Source organism: Cupriavidus lacunae (genome assembly GCF_003353055.1).
Classification (GTDB): Bacteria; Pseudomonadota; Gammaproteobacteria; order Burkholderiales; family Burkholderiaceae; genus Cupriavidus; species Cupriavidus lacunae.
Genome location: NZ_QKWJ01000053.1, coordinates 1 through 15,360, shown reverse-complemented (window position 1 = coordinate 15,360; position 15,360 = coordinate 1). Strand labels below are relative to the sequence as shown.

General features: G+C 56.7%; 12 protein-coding genes and 2 pseudogenes. 7 read left to right on the top strand and 7 right to left on the bottom strand.

Annotated features, from left to right (window positions below; all coding sequences use genetic code 11):
* Positions 1-229 precede the first annotated feature (229 nt).
* Positions 230-298, top strand: a pseudogene (locus DN412_RS45995) (SEC-C metal-binding domain-containing protein); the annotation flags it as partial.
* Positions 299-319: 21 nt separating this feature from the next.
* On the top strand, positions 320-1,822 hold the full coding sequence (locus DN412_RS43870) for a hypothetical protein (protein WP_167471147.1): 1,503 nt from the start codon (positions 320-322) through the stop codon (positions 1,820-1,822).
* A gap of 370 nt (positions 1,823-2,192) precedes the next feature.
* Here the strand turns inward: DN412_RS43870 and DN412_RS29200 are convergent, their stop codons facing one another.
* Positions 2,193-2,591 carry a response regulator gene (locus DN412_RS29200; protein ID WP_115214752.1) on the bottom strand — a complete coding sequence of 133 codons (399 nt, stop codon included), beginning with the start codon at positions 2,589-2,591 and terminating at the stop codon, positions 2,193-2,195.
* A 126-nt stretch (positions 2,592-2,717) separates the two neighbouring features.
* Between DN412_RS29200 and DN412_RS29195 the strand changes: the two genes are divergently transcribed.
* Positions 2,718-3,836 carry a sensor histidine kinase gene (locus DN412_RS29195; RefSeq protein ID WP_115214751.1) on the top strand — a complete coding sequence of 373 codons (1,119 nt, stop codon included), beginning with the start codon at positions 2,718-2,720 and terminating at the stop codon, positions 3,834-3,836.
* 300 nt (positions 3,837-4,136) lie between these two features.
* Here the strand turns inward: DN412_RS29195 and DN412_RS29190 are convergent.
* Positions 4,137-4,718, bottom strand: a pseudogene (locus DN412_RS29190) (IS66 family transposase); the annotation flags it as partial.
* Positions 4,719-4,878: 160 nt separating this feature from the next.
* Here DN412_RS29190 and DN412_RS29185 point away from each other — a divergent pair.
* The 4 genes from DN412_RS29185 (at position 4,879) to DN412_RS45990 (ending at position 8,869) form a co-directional block, all read left to right on the top strand.
* Entirely contained in the window at positions 4,879-5,319 is a 441-nt protein-coding gene (locus DN412_RS29185; RefSeq protein WP_161564059.1) for a helix-turn-helix transcriptional regulator, read from the top strand.
* A complete protein-coding gene (locus tag DN412_RS29180) occupies positions 5,316-6,539 on the top strand; it encodes a type II toxin-antitoxin system HipA family toxin (RefSeq protein ID WP_115214749.1) in 1,224 nt (407 codons plus the stop codon). The genes DN412_RS29185 and DN412_RS29180 overlap by 4 nt, the downstream gene beginning before the upstream one ends.
* Before the next feature lie 649 nt (positions 6,540-7,188).
* On the top strand, positions 7,189-8,421 hold the full coding sequence (locus DN412_RS29175; RefSeq protein ID WP_161564058.1) for an aminotransferase class V-fold PLP-dependent enzyme: 1,233 nt from the start codon (positions 7,189-7,191) through the stop codon (positions 8,419-8,421).
* Entirely contained in the window at positions 8,309-8,869 is a 561-nt protein-coding gene (locus tag DN412_RS45990; RefSeq protein WP_115214747.1) for an iron-sulfur cluster assembly scaffold protein, read from the top strand. The genes DN412_RS29175 and DN412_RS45990 overlap by 113 nt, the downstream gene beginning before the upstream one ends.
* Here DN412_RS45990 and DN412_RS29165 read toward each other — a convergent pair.
* The 5 genes from DN412_RS29165 to DN412_RS29150 all read right to left on the bottom strand — a co-directional run bounded on the left by DN412_RS29165 (position 8,827) and on the right by DN412_RS29150 (position 14,976).
* Positions 8,827-9,441 (bottom strand): hypothetical protein, encoded by a 615-nt coding sequence (locus DN412_RS29165; protein WP_133303098.1) that lies wholly within the window; start codon positions 9,439-9,441, stop codon positions 8,827-8,829. The genes DN412_RS45990 and DN412_RS29165 overlap by 43 nt on opposite strands.
* A gap of 126 nt (positions 9,442-9,567) precedes the next feature.
* Positions 9,568-10,986, bottom strand: coding sequence for a radical SAM/SPASM domain-containing protein (locus DN412_RS29160; protein ID WP_115214745.1), 1,419 nt, complete (start codon positions 10,984-10,986; stop codon positions 9,568-9,570).
* The gene (locus DN412_RS29155; protein WP_133303097.1) at positions 10,979-12,856 is read right to left on the bottom strand and encodes a RiPP maturation radical SAM C-methyltransferase; all 1,878 of its coding nucleotides are present in this window, start codon (positions 12,854-12,856) and stop codon (positions 10,979-10,981) included. The genes DN412_RS29160 and DN412_RS29155 overlap by 8 nt, the downstream gene beginning before the upstream one ends.
* Before the next feature lie 28 nt (positions 12,857-12,884).
* Positions 12,885-13,094 (bottom strand): hypothetical protein, encoded by a 210-nt coding sequence (locus DN412_RS43115; protein ID WP_133303096.1) that lies wholly within the window; start codon positions 13,092-13,094, stop codon positions 12,885-12,887.
* 721 nt (positions 13,095-13,815) lie between these two features.
* The gene (locus tag DN412_RS29150; protein ID WP_115214743.1) at positions 13,816-14,976 is read right to left on the bottom strand and encodes an IS30 family transposase; all 1,161 of its coding nucleotides are present in this window, start codon (positions 14,974-14,976) and stop codon (positions 13,816-13,818) included.
* Positions 14,977-15,360: the final 384 nt, after the last annotated feature.

Sequence of the window (15,360 nt, the reverse complement as noted above, 5' to 3'; positions counted from 1 at the left end):
CCCGACAGACCATGGCGGCAGTAGAGCGTCTCATCCCAATTGCCGGGACCATAACTCACTCCCAATGAAGAGCGCTTGTCGGCCACAAGGAGATGTTCGTACGCGACGGCTTTCGCATGCCGTAGCCGCCCAGCCTGCCCCGCTGCACGAATCGCGCCTGCTCCTGGGGCCATAGCTGTCAACGCATGAAGAGCTACAATCCGCCAATACAGATCACGGCGGAATACTCATGGCAAAAGTAGGTCGCAACGAACGCTGTCCATGCGGAAGCGGGAAGAAATTTAAGCACTGCCATGGGGCTCCAACTTGTGCAGAGGAGATGCAGACCCAGATTCGGGAGGCAATGGATCGGGCGCAAGCCGCTGAAACTCAGCGCAGGCGCCAGCAAGGCTTCGGCAGGCCTATCGTTTCAACTGAGGCGGATAGCGGCCACAGATTCGTAGCGGTCAAGAATCGGTTGATGTATTCCAAAGGTTGGAAGACGTTCCATGACTTCCTCGTGGACTATATCAAGGCCGCCATGAACTCAGGCCCTGGGGCGGAAAAGTGGGGCTCTGTGGAAATCGCCAAGGCTCCGGAAGACCGACACCCGGTTATCACGTGGTATCAGATGATGTGCGAGTATCAACGCACCTTCATCCACGAGCCCGGCAAAGTTCATTCGGCGGAGATGACAGGAGCCGTCGCTGCTTACATGTTCCTCGCCTACGACCTGTACTCGCTCGACCATAATGCAGAGTTGCAGGCAAAGCTACTCGCACGTCTCCGCAATCATGACAATTTTGAAGGAGCCCGGTACGAGGTTTTCGTCGCAGCATCACTTATACGTGCCGGCTTCGAGCTGGAGTTCGAGAATGAAGATGATCGGACTACGTCGCACTGCGAGTTCACAGCCGCTTTCACGAGAACGGGGCGAAAGTTCTCAGTCGAAGCAAAGCATAGAGCAGGCGCGCGGCCACGCATGGGACATCTGCTGATCGGCGCCCTTCAAAAGCGGGCTAACTACCCCCGCATTGTCTTCATAGACGTCAACATGCCCGACGACGGCACTGAAGCCGGCGGTCCACCTCTGATGAACTCCGCGATACGAAAGCTGAGAGGATTCGAACACAAGGCCGTCAACGGCCAGGCGCTGCCGCCGGCGTACTTGATCGTTACAAACACGCCCTATCACCACCACCTCAACTCTGCTTCTTTCCGATGCTGTGCCGACGTTGATGGCTTCCAGATCCCCGACTTCAAGGCCAATGCGGCAATGCCGACTCTGCGCGATGCGATCGTCGCCCGCGAAGCCCACATAGAGATGCACGAATTGATGCGCTCAATCCAAGACCATACGCACATTCCTATTACTTTTGATGGTGAGATTCCCGAATTTGCGTTTGGCAGCGAGACACCGCGCTTGGTCATCGGACAGGCCTACCTTGTGCGCGATGCTGAAGGAAAGGAACGTCCGGGAGTGCTGACCAGCGCGGAAGTGATGGAACAAGAGAAGCAGGCGCTGTGCAGTCTCAGCTTTGCAGGAGGAGAGAACATCATCTGCGCGTGGCCGCTCTCAGAAGAGATGGCTGCGTGGAGCCGGCATCCCGACACATTCTTCGGTGTCTTGACGCAAAGGAAGCGGAAGGCTGACACCCCATTGGAGCTGTACGACTTTTTCTTTGAGTGCTTCCGCAAGCTGCCAAAGGACCGATTGCTGGTAGCACTCCGAGATGCCCCAGACGTTCAAGAATTGGCTGCGCTTGATCAAGCATCACTCGCCAGCATTTACGCGGAAAGATGTGTGTACGCGGCGTACCGCTCCAGCGCAACGCATGGATGAGATAGGCGGTGCTCAGAAGGGAGCACAGAAGTTATCACCTACTGAGGCGTAGAAAATGATGGGTAACCCGGGCGACGACCCCGAGTACTAAGTATGGACGCTTTATCGCCTGTGTGATGTTGGCGCAAGTAGTCGGGTTCCTAGCATTCCTTTATCGGTTGGCCTGCGTAGTCAGCGGTCGGCACGTTTCGCGGCTCGGGTTCAGAAGCGCGGTTGAATGTCCCCTTCGGAGAAGTCGACGAACCGCATGGGTCGGCAGTCGCCTCTGGCAACCGCAAGCTCCGGCCACGATGTGCCGAGGGCAGAGACCGGCCATGAACGGCCAGTCATTAGCGCGCCGGAAAGCGGTCATAGACTGCGGAGCCGATTGTCATGAATCATCCGTGGCGCCAGGGCTTACGCGGGCCGCTATCGCATTGAGGACGGCCGGCAGATCGGCAGGCTTTACAAAATGATGATCGAACCCGGATCTGATTGATTCGGCCTCCTCGGAAGGCGATGTCAGAGCGGTAACCGCCACCAGCAATGGCGCCGGCGGGGATTGTAGGCGCCGGATCTCCCTTGCCACCGCGCGCCCGTCCAAACCGGGCATCTGAATGTCGAGAACAACAGCGTCCGGACGCCACGCATAGTATTCCGCGAGCGCGTCCGCGCCGTCTCCTGTTGTCCGGGTTTCGTAACCATGCGCGTCGAAGAACAACTCGTATGCTGCCAACGCATTCGGGTCGTCGTCCGCGATTAGCAGGCGCACGGCGTTTCGGGTAGGCATTAGGTTCTCCAATTGCCTTACCATAAGCAATTGATGTACCCGACAAAAATCAGGTAGCAATTTTGCCAGGCATGGATTCCGCAAAAATGCGTTATGCGACGCATTTTCCGTCTTTCGAGAGCAGACATGCGATTAGCCGACTTTATCCTCGACCATATGGATGCCATTCTGTTGCGATGGGAGGACTTTGCCCGCACCCAGTTGCCAGCAGCGGCAGATATGAGATCGCTGGCCTTACGGGACCATGCGCAGCAGATTCTGGTGGCCGTGGCAAAGGATCTGTCTACTTCCCAAAGCAGGAAGGAACAATTTGAAAAGTCCACAGGACAGGCGCCCATACTGGCCGGAGCTCCAGAGACAGCCGCCCAGATGCACGCCCTTTTGCGCGCGCGAAGCGGCTTCGATATCAACCAGATGGTTGCCGAATACCGTGCCCTGCGCGCGAGCGTACTCCGAATGTGGCTGGACGAGTACGCGCCCGACAGTCATCACGAGGATGACATGATCCGTTTCAACGAGGCCATCGATCAGGCAATCGCCGAGTCGGTAGACTTTTTCACCATGCAGGTAGACTTGGCCCGTAATCTGTTCCTAGGAATGTTGGGGCATGACATGCGCAGTCCGCTCCAGACCATCCAGATTACAGCGTCGTATCTGGCGGCGCTGAACGCCGGCGAAAAAGTGTCGGGAGCCGCGACCCGCTTGATCAGAAGCGGCGCTCGCATGCAGGCGCTGCTGGACGATATGGTTGATTTCAATCGAACCAGGCTCGGTTTGGGTATCAATATCGCGCCGACCGATATCGATCTGGCCCAGTTGTTTGCCGATACGCTGGACCAGTTGCGGGTAGTACATCCGGACCGTCAGATTGATCTGGACGTGGTGGGTGACTGCATGGGTGTCTGGGATGGCCGACGTCTCCAGCAGTTGTTGGGCAACCTGGTACTAAATGCGATCAAGTACGGAGCGCAAGACGCGCCGGTATGTGTGACAGTGACCGACGAGGGCGTGGAAGTCCTACTGGAAGTAAGGAATACCGGCACCGCCATTGAGCGGTCGACCCTCGACCTCATTTTTAATCCACTCCAGCGCGGCCCGAACCATCAAGGCACAAATACCGACAGCAGTCTGGGGCTCGGACTGTATATCGCGCGCGAGATTGCCAAGGCACACGGGGGCGAAATCGATGCGCGATCCGACGCAACAGAAACGGTGTTCTCTGTAAATCTGCCTCGTGGCAAATAGCGCGCATTGTGTGGTACGCGGAGATCGCTGCCAGTCTGCGGTACGGCTGTCCGCTTCCGCTGGACGCCGTTGGCCGCTTTGGGTCGCGAGCCGCCGATTGAGCCGGGCCTGGCCTGTGACTGAGGGCCGACGACTGGGACCGGCCAGAAGCGGTCGGTCGACCTCGCCATCCAATTCGAATAGCCGAGGTGACGTTCGCCCCGGCTCAACGACCGGTTTCCGGCGAGCGAATTGCCGGCTGCGCTGCCCCAAGGCGGCCAATAGTGNCCAGCGCCGACGAGAAGCACTCCATGAGAGAGTGCCGTGCACCTTGTTGCCACTCATCACGTAGCGCTCCACGGCCGCCACCAGCGGGCTGAGCAATGCCGAGCAGCCGCCGACCCAGTCACCCAGCGTCGATTCGGGAAGGTCGATCCCCTCACGTTCCCAGCGAACGCGCTGGCGATACAGGGGCTGATGATCGCAGAACTTTGAGCCCAGTACGTTGGCAAGCAAGTCTGGGCCAGGGATGCCTCGGTCGATAGGACGGCTAGGCGCGGGAGCCTGCACGATGCGATCACATCCCGTGCAGGCGAGCTTCACGCGCCGATGTCGGATGACACGTAGCCGTGCCGGGGCCAGTTCCAGTTGTTCGGAGATGCCTTCGCCGAGGATTTCGAAGGCCCCACCACATGCGCAGCACGTGGTCTCCGCCGGCCTGTGAATCAAGTCCTCGCGTTCCAGGTGTGCAGGTAGCGGGTTGCGTCCGCCGTTGCCATGGGCAGTGCGCGCGCGAGGTGCACTTGTCGCAGCGACGCCTTCATCCGTCTGCAGTTCTTCGAGCTTGAGTTCGAGCTGCTCGATCTGCCGGTCCCGCTTCTCGGACCGGTGGCCAAACTGCTGGAGCCGCCCCTGCCTCGAATTGCGAACTCAGTTTCGGAAGTCAAAAAAAATTGACATGGACTATAATGTCAATTATTGTTGACATCAGATTTGCTGAATCCAACCCGGTTAAGGGGGTCAAATGGACCATCGACGAGAGCTACATGATAAAGCGGACGCAATGCGCCGCAAAATCGGGGAAGCCTTGCGCTCCGCGCGCGAGCGACAAGGTAGCAAGCAATCCGACATCGCCCAGAAAGTGGGCGTGTCTCGGGCAACCGTCATTGCAATCGAGAGCGGCCAAAGCGTCTCGACGTTGAATCTGCTCCTGATGGCGGCTGCGGTCGGCGTGAACCTTAACCCTCAACCAGACCCGGCGATCGTCACGCCACCACGTCGCCCCATGCTCAGGGAAATGATGCGAGCGGAGCGGGAGCGCCAGGCAATGCTCCAGGCGAAATTACCCAGCCGGCAGCGCGTGGGATCGGCGTCCTTTACCGCCCCAGTTTCCTACCCGGAAAGCAACGTAAGGCGTCGCCCCACGCTCAGGGAAATGATGCGAGCGGAGCGGGAGCGCCAGGCAATGCTCCAGACGAATCTCTTGCACAAAGTATCTCAATGAGTAGCGAACTCGAGGTTTTCGTTTCGGACTATCCTGTCGGCTTGCTCAGTGAAGACATCGAGACAGGCCTGATTGATTTCCGTTACCTTCCGGATGTCCCGGATCAAATGGCAGTCTCGTTACTGATGCCGCCGAGCGCGCCAGCAGAAGAGTATCTTGGTTACAACGGGGTGCCCCCACCCTTTCAGATATCCCTGCCCGAAGGCATCGTGCTGGAAGCCATCAGAACCCGCTTCGGCAAGCATATCGACGTTGATAACGATATGTCGCTGCTCCGTCTTGTCGGTCGTCACACTATCGGCCGCACTACCTTCGGCGGCCCGCTGGACCCAGACGCCACACTTCAACAAAACATTCTGGATGCCGCCAGAACTGAGGGTGCGGCACAGCGGCTGATCGAAATTCTGAAGACATCTCCGGAGATGTTTGGCGTGTCTGGCGTCATGCCCAAGATGTCGACATTCCAGACGGAAAAGACTCGCCCCGGGACTGTCGCCGCGCACGGCTCCATCGTTAAATTCGACTCGCCCCATTATGTTGGCGCGAGTTTGGTTGAGTATGCATGCTTGAAAGCATGCTCCGCAGCGGGACTAGACGTTCCTGCGATTGAATTAAGCCCGGATCGCACGTCACTGACGATGAGCCGATTTGATATCGCCCCTGACGGATCACGTCGCGGATTCGAAGATGCATGTGCGCTGTCGGGCTTGTTTCGTAGTGGCAAATATAACGGATCGATTGAACACCTGTTTGAGATGATCCGCTTCTTCGTACATCCAGACGACCAGGCGACAGATCTCGTGGCCATGCTGAAACTGGTCATGATGAACGACGCACTACGCAACGGCGATGCACATCTAAAAAACTTTGGTTTGGTCTATGACGATGTCATGCGCCCGCGGCTCTCCCCCGTGTACGACGTACTCACCACCCAGGTATGGTTTCCGCAAGAGGTGCCCGCGCTGGCGATGCAAAAGACCGACCCGAGGGGTACGGAAAAATGGCTGGATCAGCTTGAGCTGGAGCGCCTCGCCTCTCTCAGTCATTGCCACAATGTTGACGTCGTTCAAATGCAAGCACAGTGTCGCGAGATCGCATTGCAGAGCATGGCGACGACCTTGGATGAGTGCCCAAAATGCCCGCCGCGCAAAGCGCTTGAGCACGCCTTGAAGATCATCGAGGGGGCACTGCCTGTGCCATCATCATCTGCTAAAACATAGTCGAATTATAATGGTTTAAGTGACAGTGTTGCTTCCACTCCTAGCTCAATAAAAGCGTCACTTCCGCTCAAGTCCGTATTAAATCTGACACTTTGCGTCACCGCAGGCCTTGCCGGAATTTCAGCGGCTTGATCAGCAAGAGTGCAGTTTCGTCGAAAAACGCGGCTACATCGCTGATACCCGTTAGCGACAGGGCCGCGCTTTTTCGGCAAGATCGTCGCATGCATGCCGCTATCAGTGGCCGCTCTCGGGCGATACGTCAGGCACTAGCCGGCCAGTTGCGGCCGTCGGCCTACCGGTCCATTGAGACACTTGAGCGTCGCTTCAAACCTAAACAACGGACATTCGCGTCTTGACGGCCCATTGTGGGTCGTTGGCCAAAGCCGCCGATCATCGGTAGACCGTGGGGGGGCACGTCAAGTGTCGCCTTTGAAAGGCGCCATCAACACCGCCTGCTTTGCTGGTGGTCCAGACCTCGGCCTCCGCACGGTAACTCAATAGCTACCGCGTGGCGGAGTCGCGGAGAAATCCGAATAAATTGGGTTCCATGGCAGCCGTCATGTGCGAAAATGACCAAGCTGATTCTAGTTCCCTTAAGGCCCTAGAATCCTCTCCGAACACAAGATGCGTGTTTTTTTATGAGGGTAACGTGGACGGAAGCGCAGCCATTGCCTCTAGAACGGACTTCCCCTGCTTCGATTCGCTGTCGGGTGAGCATGTCCTGTTTGACAATGCAGCAACCACGCAGAAACCCGCGGCCGTCATCGAGGCCGTGCTTGACCAACTTCGCGGACCCTGTGCAAGTCCGTATCGAGGTGTCCATTCTGCTGCCCAGAAGGCAGAAGCGGCGCTCGAACAAGCGAGGGTTCAGGTTGCAACCTTCCTAGGTGCGGCTCCGGAGAACATTGTCTTCTGCGGGGGGTGCACCGACGGACTAAATCACTTGGCGTGGTCTATCGGGGAGTCGCTAATCAGGCCGGGCGACGAGGTCATTGTCACAGACCTTGAACACCACTCGAACTTGCTGCCGTGGCAACAGATGTGCAAAAGAAAGTCTGCCCGCCTAGTGATCGCGAAGGCCAGCGAATCGGCAGACATTGAGCCTCACAGCATAGAAAAGCTGATATCCAGTCGCACTCGCGTAATCGCGCTTGCGCACGTATCAAACATTACTGGTGGGATTGCTCCGATCGCAGATATCGCGGCAATCACCTGCAAAATTGGCGCCCTTCTGGTGGTTGATGGGGCACAAGGAGCAGCCCACGTTGAGTTCAACGTACCCGACCTGGGATGTGATTTCTATGTTTGTTCTGGACACAAGATGTACGGCCCCCCAGGGTGCGGCTTCATCTGGGTTGCGCCTGGCAGAGAACAACATCTTCTGCGGCCATGGAGGGTTGGCGGTGGAAGTATTTCCACGATCAACGAGGCCGGACCGGTGTTTCTGAACTTTCCTCGATCCCTGGAAGGCGGCACTCCTAATTTACCGGCCATTGTGGGAATGGGCACCGCAGCCACATACCTGCAGCGTCTAGGCAAACACAGAATTGAGACATACGAGCAATCGTTAGTACGAGCAGCAGTAGCTGGCCTTGAAAATATAGAATTGGTACGGTTGGTAGGAGCGCCTGTGAGAAAATCCAGCATAGTTTCCTTCACTGTGGCTGGGGCACATCCACATGATGTGGCAAGCATCCTATCCGAGAGAGGATTTGCTACACGGGCGGGACATCACTGCGCTATCCCTGCCACCCGTCGGTTTTGCCCAGATGGGAGCGTCCGGATCTCTCTGGGCGTGTATAACACTATTTCAGAAGTTCAGGAATTCTTGGATACGATGCGCCAAATCGTGGAGATGTTCCGTGATAAAGAACGCGAGTAGCGTCCTGTTTCAGCGTACGATCTTGGACCATGCGCGCAAGCCCCGTGGTTTCGGAGAACTAGAGGCTCCTACGCTTCTGGGTAGCGGGGTCAATGAGCTTTGTGGCGATGAAGTGCGTATTAGTGCAGAGATCCGAGGTGAAGTGGTAGCCCAGCTCCGTTGCGTGTCTGTGGGGTGTTTGTTATGTCGCGCCTCTGCTTCGATGATGTGTGAATGGGTACCAGCGCGAACTCTTTCTGAGTGCTACATAGGGGAGAAAAGGCTTCGTGCTCTAGTCGCGGGACTAACCGAAACTTGCGCGCCTCTTCCTACGCAATTTCTGGCTTTCAAAGATCTCCGAGCGCTTCCGCAGCGGGAGAAGTGTGCTCTTCTTCCATGGTCAACGTTGATTAAAGCCCTCGAAGACTACAATATCATTTCAAGATTGCCCCGTCCTGCACGCCAGTAAGGCAGGTTGACCAGCGCCTGATGAACCTTGCCGTACTGGCAGGCCTTGGTGTCATAGTCAACGATTTTCATAAGCAGCTCACTCTCGGAACGAGCAAGGATGATCTGAAAAGAGGGAACCTCCTCCGCCGAAAACTTGGCTCCGTGGATCTCAAAGGTGCGGCTGCCGATCTCTGTTAGCGACTCACGTATCCCAGCAATTGCAGTCTCAGAAAAATCACCCATGGAGAGCAGAGTGCGAACCACAGCGGTGACGAGCCGATAGTAGTCAACGATATTTTGAAAGTTGATAGTTATTGGCATCGGCAAAGGCTGCCACTCGACAATGGCTGGCGTTTCAAGTATTTCGCGCATTTGCTCCGATGGATCTTCAAGCACAACTTCCACACCAGAAACGGCACAAGCCTTTAGGATCTCCGGAGTGGGCATCCCAGCGTGCGTCGCCGCAAAGGTCGTCTTCCAGAGCATCGGCCTCTTTCTCATCCGAGAGAGCCATCGCAGTTTTCGTTCGGTGTCCAATTGGATGTCGAGTACCAGCAACAGCGTGGGCGGACCGACAGACGCGAGTTCCATGGCGCTTCTTGAGCTGGAAAACGATCGAACGCGCGCTTCTACTCCCCGACGAGAAAGTACCTCTTGTAGCGACGCAGCACTTAGCCCGCGACCAATAAGAAGGACCGTCATATTTCACCTTACCCGTCAGTTCACGCGGTCCTGCAGTATTTCTCCCTGCAGCGAACTTACATGCCTTGAGAGATACTCCAGAAGTACGTCGGAGGAGCCCATTGCTTCAAGCAAGAAGGGCAAGAAATCCAAATTGAACTCACATTCCATACTGTGTTTCCAGAAGAAGCTTCCGTCGTCAGAAGCGGCTGCGCCAGGACAGCCCCCACGACACGGCTTCAACCACGCGCATGTTTGACATTCAGGAATCGCCATCACACTGGCTTTTTGCGCTATCGGGAGGAAATTGATCACTGTTCCCTGGACCTCGCCCATCCGGCGCAAGTTCCCCTTTGGAATGGTGTCACATGCACCAACTGAGCCATCATAGTCATAGGCAATGATCTCACTGCCGGCGCCGCAACGCTGGCCCGAGCACCCCGCATAAACGCTGCGACCAGTGAGGAACGGAAAGGCGCTGCGGAGCAGTGCCTCTATGCGGATATGTGAAACCTCCCCGCGCACTACCAGCAGCGTCATTTCTCGAAGTGCCTTGGCATATTCAAGGCCCGACGGCGACAACCCAGCGACTCCGGCTGCAAATCCCTGCTGTCTGCATGGCTGAAGTTGGATGCTCGGAACGCCAATGCTTTCGAGGTACTGGACGAATGCAGGGATCTGACCCACGCTTGCCTTTGTAACGGTGCTGACTACGGTCCAATTTCTGTATCCCGAGTCCAGCAGCCGGCGCAGGAAGCTCATCACTTTCGCATGAGTACCGCGCCCGGCATGGTCAATGCGGTACTTATCGTGCGCGCCCTCCCCCCCGTCAACGCTGAGGCGGATGGCAACGTCATTTTCAGCCAGCCAGCGAAGCTGACGGGGGCTAATCAACGTCCCATTTGTACCTAATGCAAAGCTGACAGATACCCCACTGGCCTCCGCGAGGTCACGTCCGAATGTCACACCCTGCTCGATACCGTCCCAATGGAGTGTTGGCTCACCACCCAAGAAATGAAAGTGGAGCCTGTCAGTGGATCGACTGGTAAACGATCGCTTGATCGCGGCTTTCAGGACGGACAAGTCCATACGAATGACTTGCGTAGTCGCCTCGTCATAACAGTAAGAGCAAGCAAGATTGCACCCTTGCACGAGTTTTAGAATGACGATCTGTCGCTCCAACGGTGCCTCTTCCGACTGCTGCGCGACAGCTCCGATCTCGAGAAGGTCTCCCTCCAATGCCCATTGCTCAAAGTCGAAATAGGCTATCTGGCTCGAATCCCAACCCTGGGAGATCTGCTGGCGTGTCCTGCCGTCGAAGCGAAGCAATAGCGGTGCGAGGGTCAATGGAATGCCCAGCCACTTGAGCGACTTGCGATTTACCGCCAGAACGCGCTTTTCGCGCCGAATAATCGACACATCGCTCGACAGACGAACAACCTCCTCCTCATTCATTTCGCTTCTCCCTAATCTGGGTGCGAGCGTGTTCAGCCATATGCACCATCAAGGCATCCAGCATATCCGCACCCGGGTAGTGCGTGCCAGCCGGAATGACTACACTAACGATGTGATCGCCCTCCCGGACGAGAAACTTATTTTCGAGTAGTGAATCAATTGCTTCATTGACCTTTTCCTGCTGGGCAAGGTCCAGACAGCGAGATATGTTGATAGTCTTCTGGCTGGCGTCTAGCACATCACGCTCCAACCCCTCGACTCGGATCATCTTGACGACACCCGCTGCTCTTGAGTCGAAAACCCAGGTAATGCCCTGAAGATCGACAGAAAATAGAAAGCTACTCTCATGTTCGTCCTGCCAGATCTCCAACGCCTTCTGCAGAACGGGGTACGTGCTCTCTGCAGGATCCGGCACTTCGTCGGCGGTGAAGAAATAAGCAATGCCTTTGAGGTGATCTGGTGGCAGGTCGAAAACGAACTCGTAGGCCGGGCTAGGCACGAGGTTACGGAGACCGAACCTCTCAGGCTGATCAAAAAGCGGACTGAAGCGATCTATTCTGAGACTGCACAGACTGTGAGGTGGAGACAAATGGTGCAATGCAGGCATTAGGCCGACCTGCGCTAAGAAGTCCACTCGCTCGGTTTTGGGTATTTCGATCAAAAGGTTCCAGTCGACAGATATTCCGTATTCTTTACACCACTTTAGTGCCTCGACATTCTTGAGCCCGCTGGTACCCTTGTCGAGAGCTTTAAGGCAGACAGTAGACAAACTCTCGATCCCGAGTTGAACACGCATGATTCGGCGTGAGCGGAGCTCAGCGACATCTGAGCGCTTGAGATTTGCTTTAACCTCGAAGTAGATCGACCGTCCGGAAAAGCTATCCAGCGCACCTGATCGCAGAATATCTAAGTCCAGAATATTGTCCGTGGCTGCAAACTCCGCGTCCGGGAAGGTCAGTGAAAGGTTCGCCAGTTCCAGTCTGATGCGTTCGTTACTCTTGCGGCGAAACGTCATTTGACTCCCATTCAGCCCGCAGAAAATGCAGTGGTGTTTTTCGCCCCACCAGCAGCCACGCGAGGTCTCAAAAGGTATGCGCAATCCCAAGCTGCTTGCTATATCGTCATTGCCATGATTTTCAGCGTATTGGCGGAATGACACGTGCGGCAAATCGTCAAGGGAGCGAACGGACTCAGCCGGCCCCGTATATGCCAGATCCCTCCGGGAATAGACACCAGGTATGCGCGCCGACTCAAATCTCCGCTTATTAAGGTGATTCATGAGCTTCGGCAATGCAATTTCCCCCTCCCCCGACACCACATAGTCGAAGCAGTCGAAAGCCCGCGCAAGGTGGAGCCCCATGGGTCCCTCGCAGTTTGCGCCGCCGAGTACTACAATCGCCTCCGCTTTTAAGGACTTAAGTCGGCGTGCGACGGCAACTGATGCTGTGGTTTGCTGAAATACCGAGGAAAAGCCCACCACATGCGCGTTGCTTGATGCTAACTCTTGGGCAACACTCTCGACGAACTGGGTCGCGACCTCGCGAGCGAACAGGAGGCCTTCTCGGAGCCTATGATCGGAGCGGATCAGGATCCGGTCGAGATATCGAGCATCCAGTTCCGGCCTACGCCACGGCGCCGCTAGCTGCGCGAACACCCACTCGCCAGCTAACTTCTCTGGACCCGGCTGCCCTCCCGATAAGGCGATGTAGAGGTCGAGGCCGATGTGTCGGGCGAAAGCCCCTTCGTATTGGTGAATGGTGGACGCTGTTCCGCTACGCTCGAGTGAGGCGTGTAGCAACTCCAACGCTAGGGATGGGCCGTTCGGCATCCCAAAGGGCATGGAAACCAGTGCCACACCGATCGAACACACCGAACTTGTCCTGTAGGACGACTAGAGATCAGGGCTTTTTTACCTTGCCCTTTCCGCCCTTGGCGAATGGCACAGACGCTACCAAGGAGAAGCAGACCGTTGGCAGCGTGGTGTTCTTGATTTGTTTAACCGCAGTGAACTGGAGTTCAGTGATTTCTTTCTTTTCCTCGTCGGTCAGCCCATTCAGGAAAGACTCGATCTGGCGAAGCAGTTCTGCGGATTTGTCTGATGGCTTCACGGCTGACTCCCTTTTTCGTTCTTGTAGCTAAAGTTCTAGTATGCAAATTCCTTGATGTAACTTATGGTAATCCCTTAGCACGAGGCCTTCGGCGATCGCCAGCGCGAGGCATCCCAAGTCAGTCCACGAGAGGTCTACTGGGGAGGCGAGGAACGGCAGTCGAAATGCGCGCGAGGTAGCGTCGTAGGCGAACATCCGCTTCGTGCTCACCCGATTGAGCTTTCCATCCTCAACTCCCTGGCGTCGGACACTGCGTCCGAGGGGCCGGCTTGGGCATAGCCATCAAGATGATCGCAACCAAGGCCATTACGCAAGCCCCCAATATTTTTACGTGGCGGCAGACGGATAGCGTTACTTGAGGGCCGTCGCGTCAGAGGCACGATGGCTGGTCTCGCTGCATTGAAGCGTCCTCCAGTGGGACCGAGCACATCTCTATCCGCGTTCGCATCCTGCTCGGACCCATCAAGTCGCGGGAGCGGCAGGTCTGCGGAAACCGCGCCAAGCCTCTCCAAGGGGAGGGTAGTAAATATGGGATCAAACCACCGGTGACGGGCCAACCGCTTCTATTGGACGCCGGAGTTCAAGGTCATGGCCGATAACGGCGGCTCGATCATTTTGTCAAATCGTAACCATTCGACCTCGGAGAAAATGTGCGATCATCCGCAGCCGTGCACCTGCCGGCCGACATCACCGCACAAAATGTCCGTTTGACCTTGCAGATTCAACTGGTCAACGCAACAGCTTGATGGAATCGTTCAGCCGGTGTATCGAAGTTTAGTGTCTTGCGCGGGCGTTCGTTGAGCCGCCTGGCAATGGCGTTGAGCTTGGCTTGCGAATAGACCGAGAGATCGGTGCCTTTCGGGAAGTACTGTCTCAAGAGGCCATTCGTGTTCTCGTTGGAGCCGCGTTGCCACGGATGCTGAGGATCGCAGAAGTAGACCTGGATGTCCGTGGCCACGGTGAAACGCTTGTGACCAGCCATCTCCGTGCCACGATCCCAAGTCAGCGACTTGTACAGTTCCTGCGGCAGCTTGCCGGCGTGCTTGATCAGCGCGTTGACTACAGCCTCGGAGTCCTTGCTGGCAATCTTCACCAGCATCACGAACCGGGTCTGGCGTTCGACGAGTGTTGCAATCTGGCTGTTGGCGCTGCCGAACAGCAAATCGCCTTCCCAGTGCCCGGGTATCGCGCGATCCTCTGCCGTGGCAGGGCGTTCACTGATCGATACGGCATCCCGGATGTTCGTACGGTCGTCGGTCTTCAGTGTGTGTTGGCGCGATCTACGCATGGCTCGAGAACGCCGTAGGTGTTCCAGCAACTGTCTTTTCAGCGCACCACGGGCTTGGATGTAGAGGCTCCGATAGATTGTCTCGTGCGACACCTGATAATCCTTGTTGACCGCATACACGTGCTTAAGCCAACCCGCAATCTGCTCTGGCGACCACTGCAATCGAAGCCTGCTGGCCACCACTTGGGCGAGGGTCCGATTCCTGACGAGCTTACATGCCTTTGGGCGCCGTGCGCGCTCCCAGGCGAGCTGGTCAGCCTGGTTCGCCAGATAGCCCTGTCTGCCACCATTTCGCCGGACCTCGCGGCTGATAGTGGAATGAGCACGCCCTAGCCGGCCCGCTATGGATCGGATGGAGTGGCCGGCGACTATTGCGCGCGAGATCTCCTCTCGCTCGGCAAGCGTCAAGGCAAGCCTGGAGCGGTGTCGTTGCGCTGGCTGTATCCCGCCAGTCCTCGCGAGAACCCCTTGTATCGATGAGTGGTAGCGATCGAACAGTCGGGCAATCTGGTGAAGCGTGTCACCTTTGCGCCACCGTTCCCACATCAGTGCCTTTTGAGTCTCGGTGTAGTAGATCCGCCGTCTTTGTTTCATTTGCAGCACCCCTCAGGCTCGCAAAGCCTTTAGTGTGTTGCATCGACCGGTTGAATCCGCACTTGGAAGCTGCCGTTGGGGGCTGCGCGGGGCCAAAGGGCAGGAGAGGGTCGGCAAGAGCCACTGAGCAACCGGGTGATGAGCCTTGCAACGGGAAGTGCGCAAAACGGCGCTCGCACCGCAGTCCGGCTAATTCGCGCTTCTCGTCATGGCAGTCCAGCTATTTCCGATTCCAAGACCGCGAAGCGGCAACGAAATTAGGTAACTGCTCAATAACCCGGGGCAATCCCTCAGGCGCTGCGTCGCCCCTGACCGGATGCATCGGGCCAGGATGCAGGCGACGCCTTCTGGCGGGCGGCAATAGATTTCGGTTGTAAACCGTAG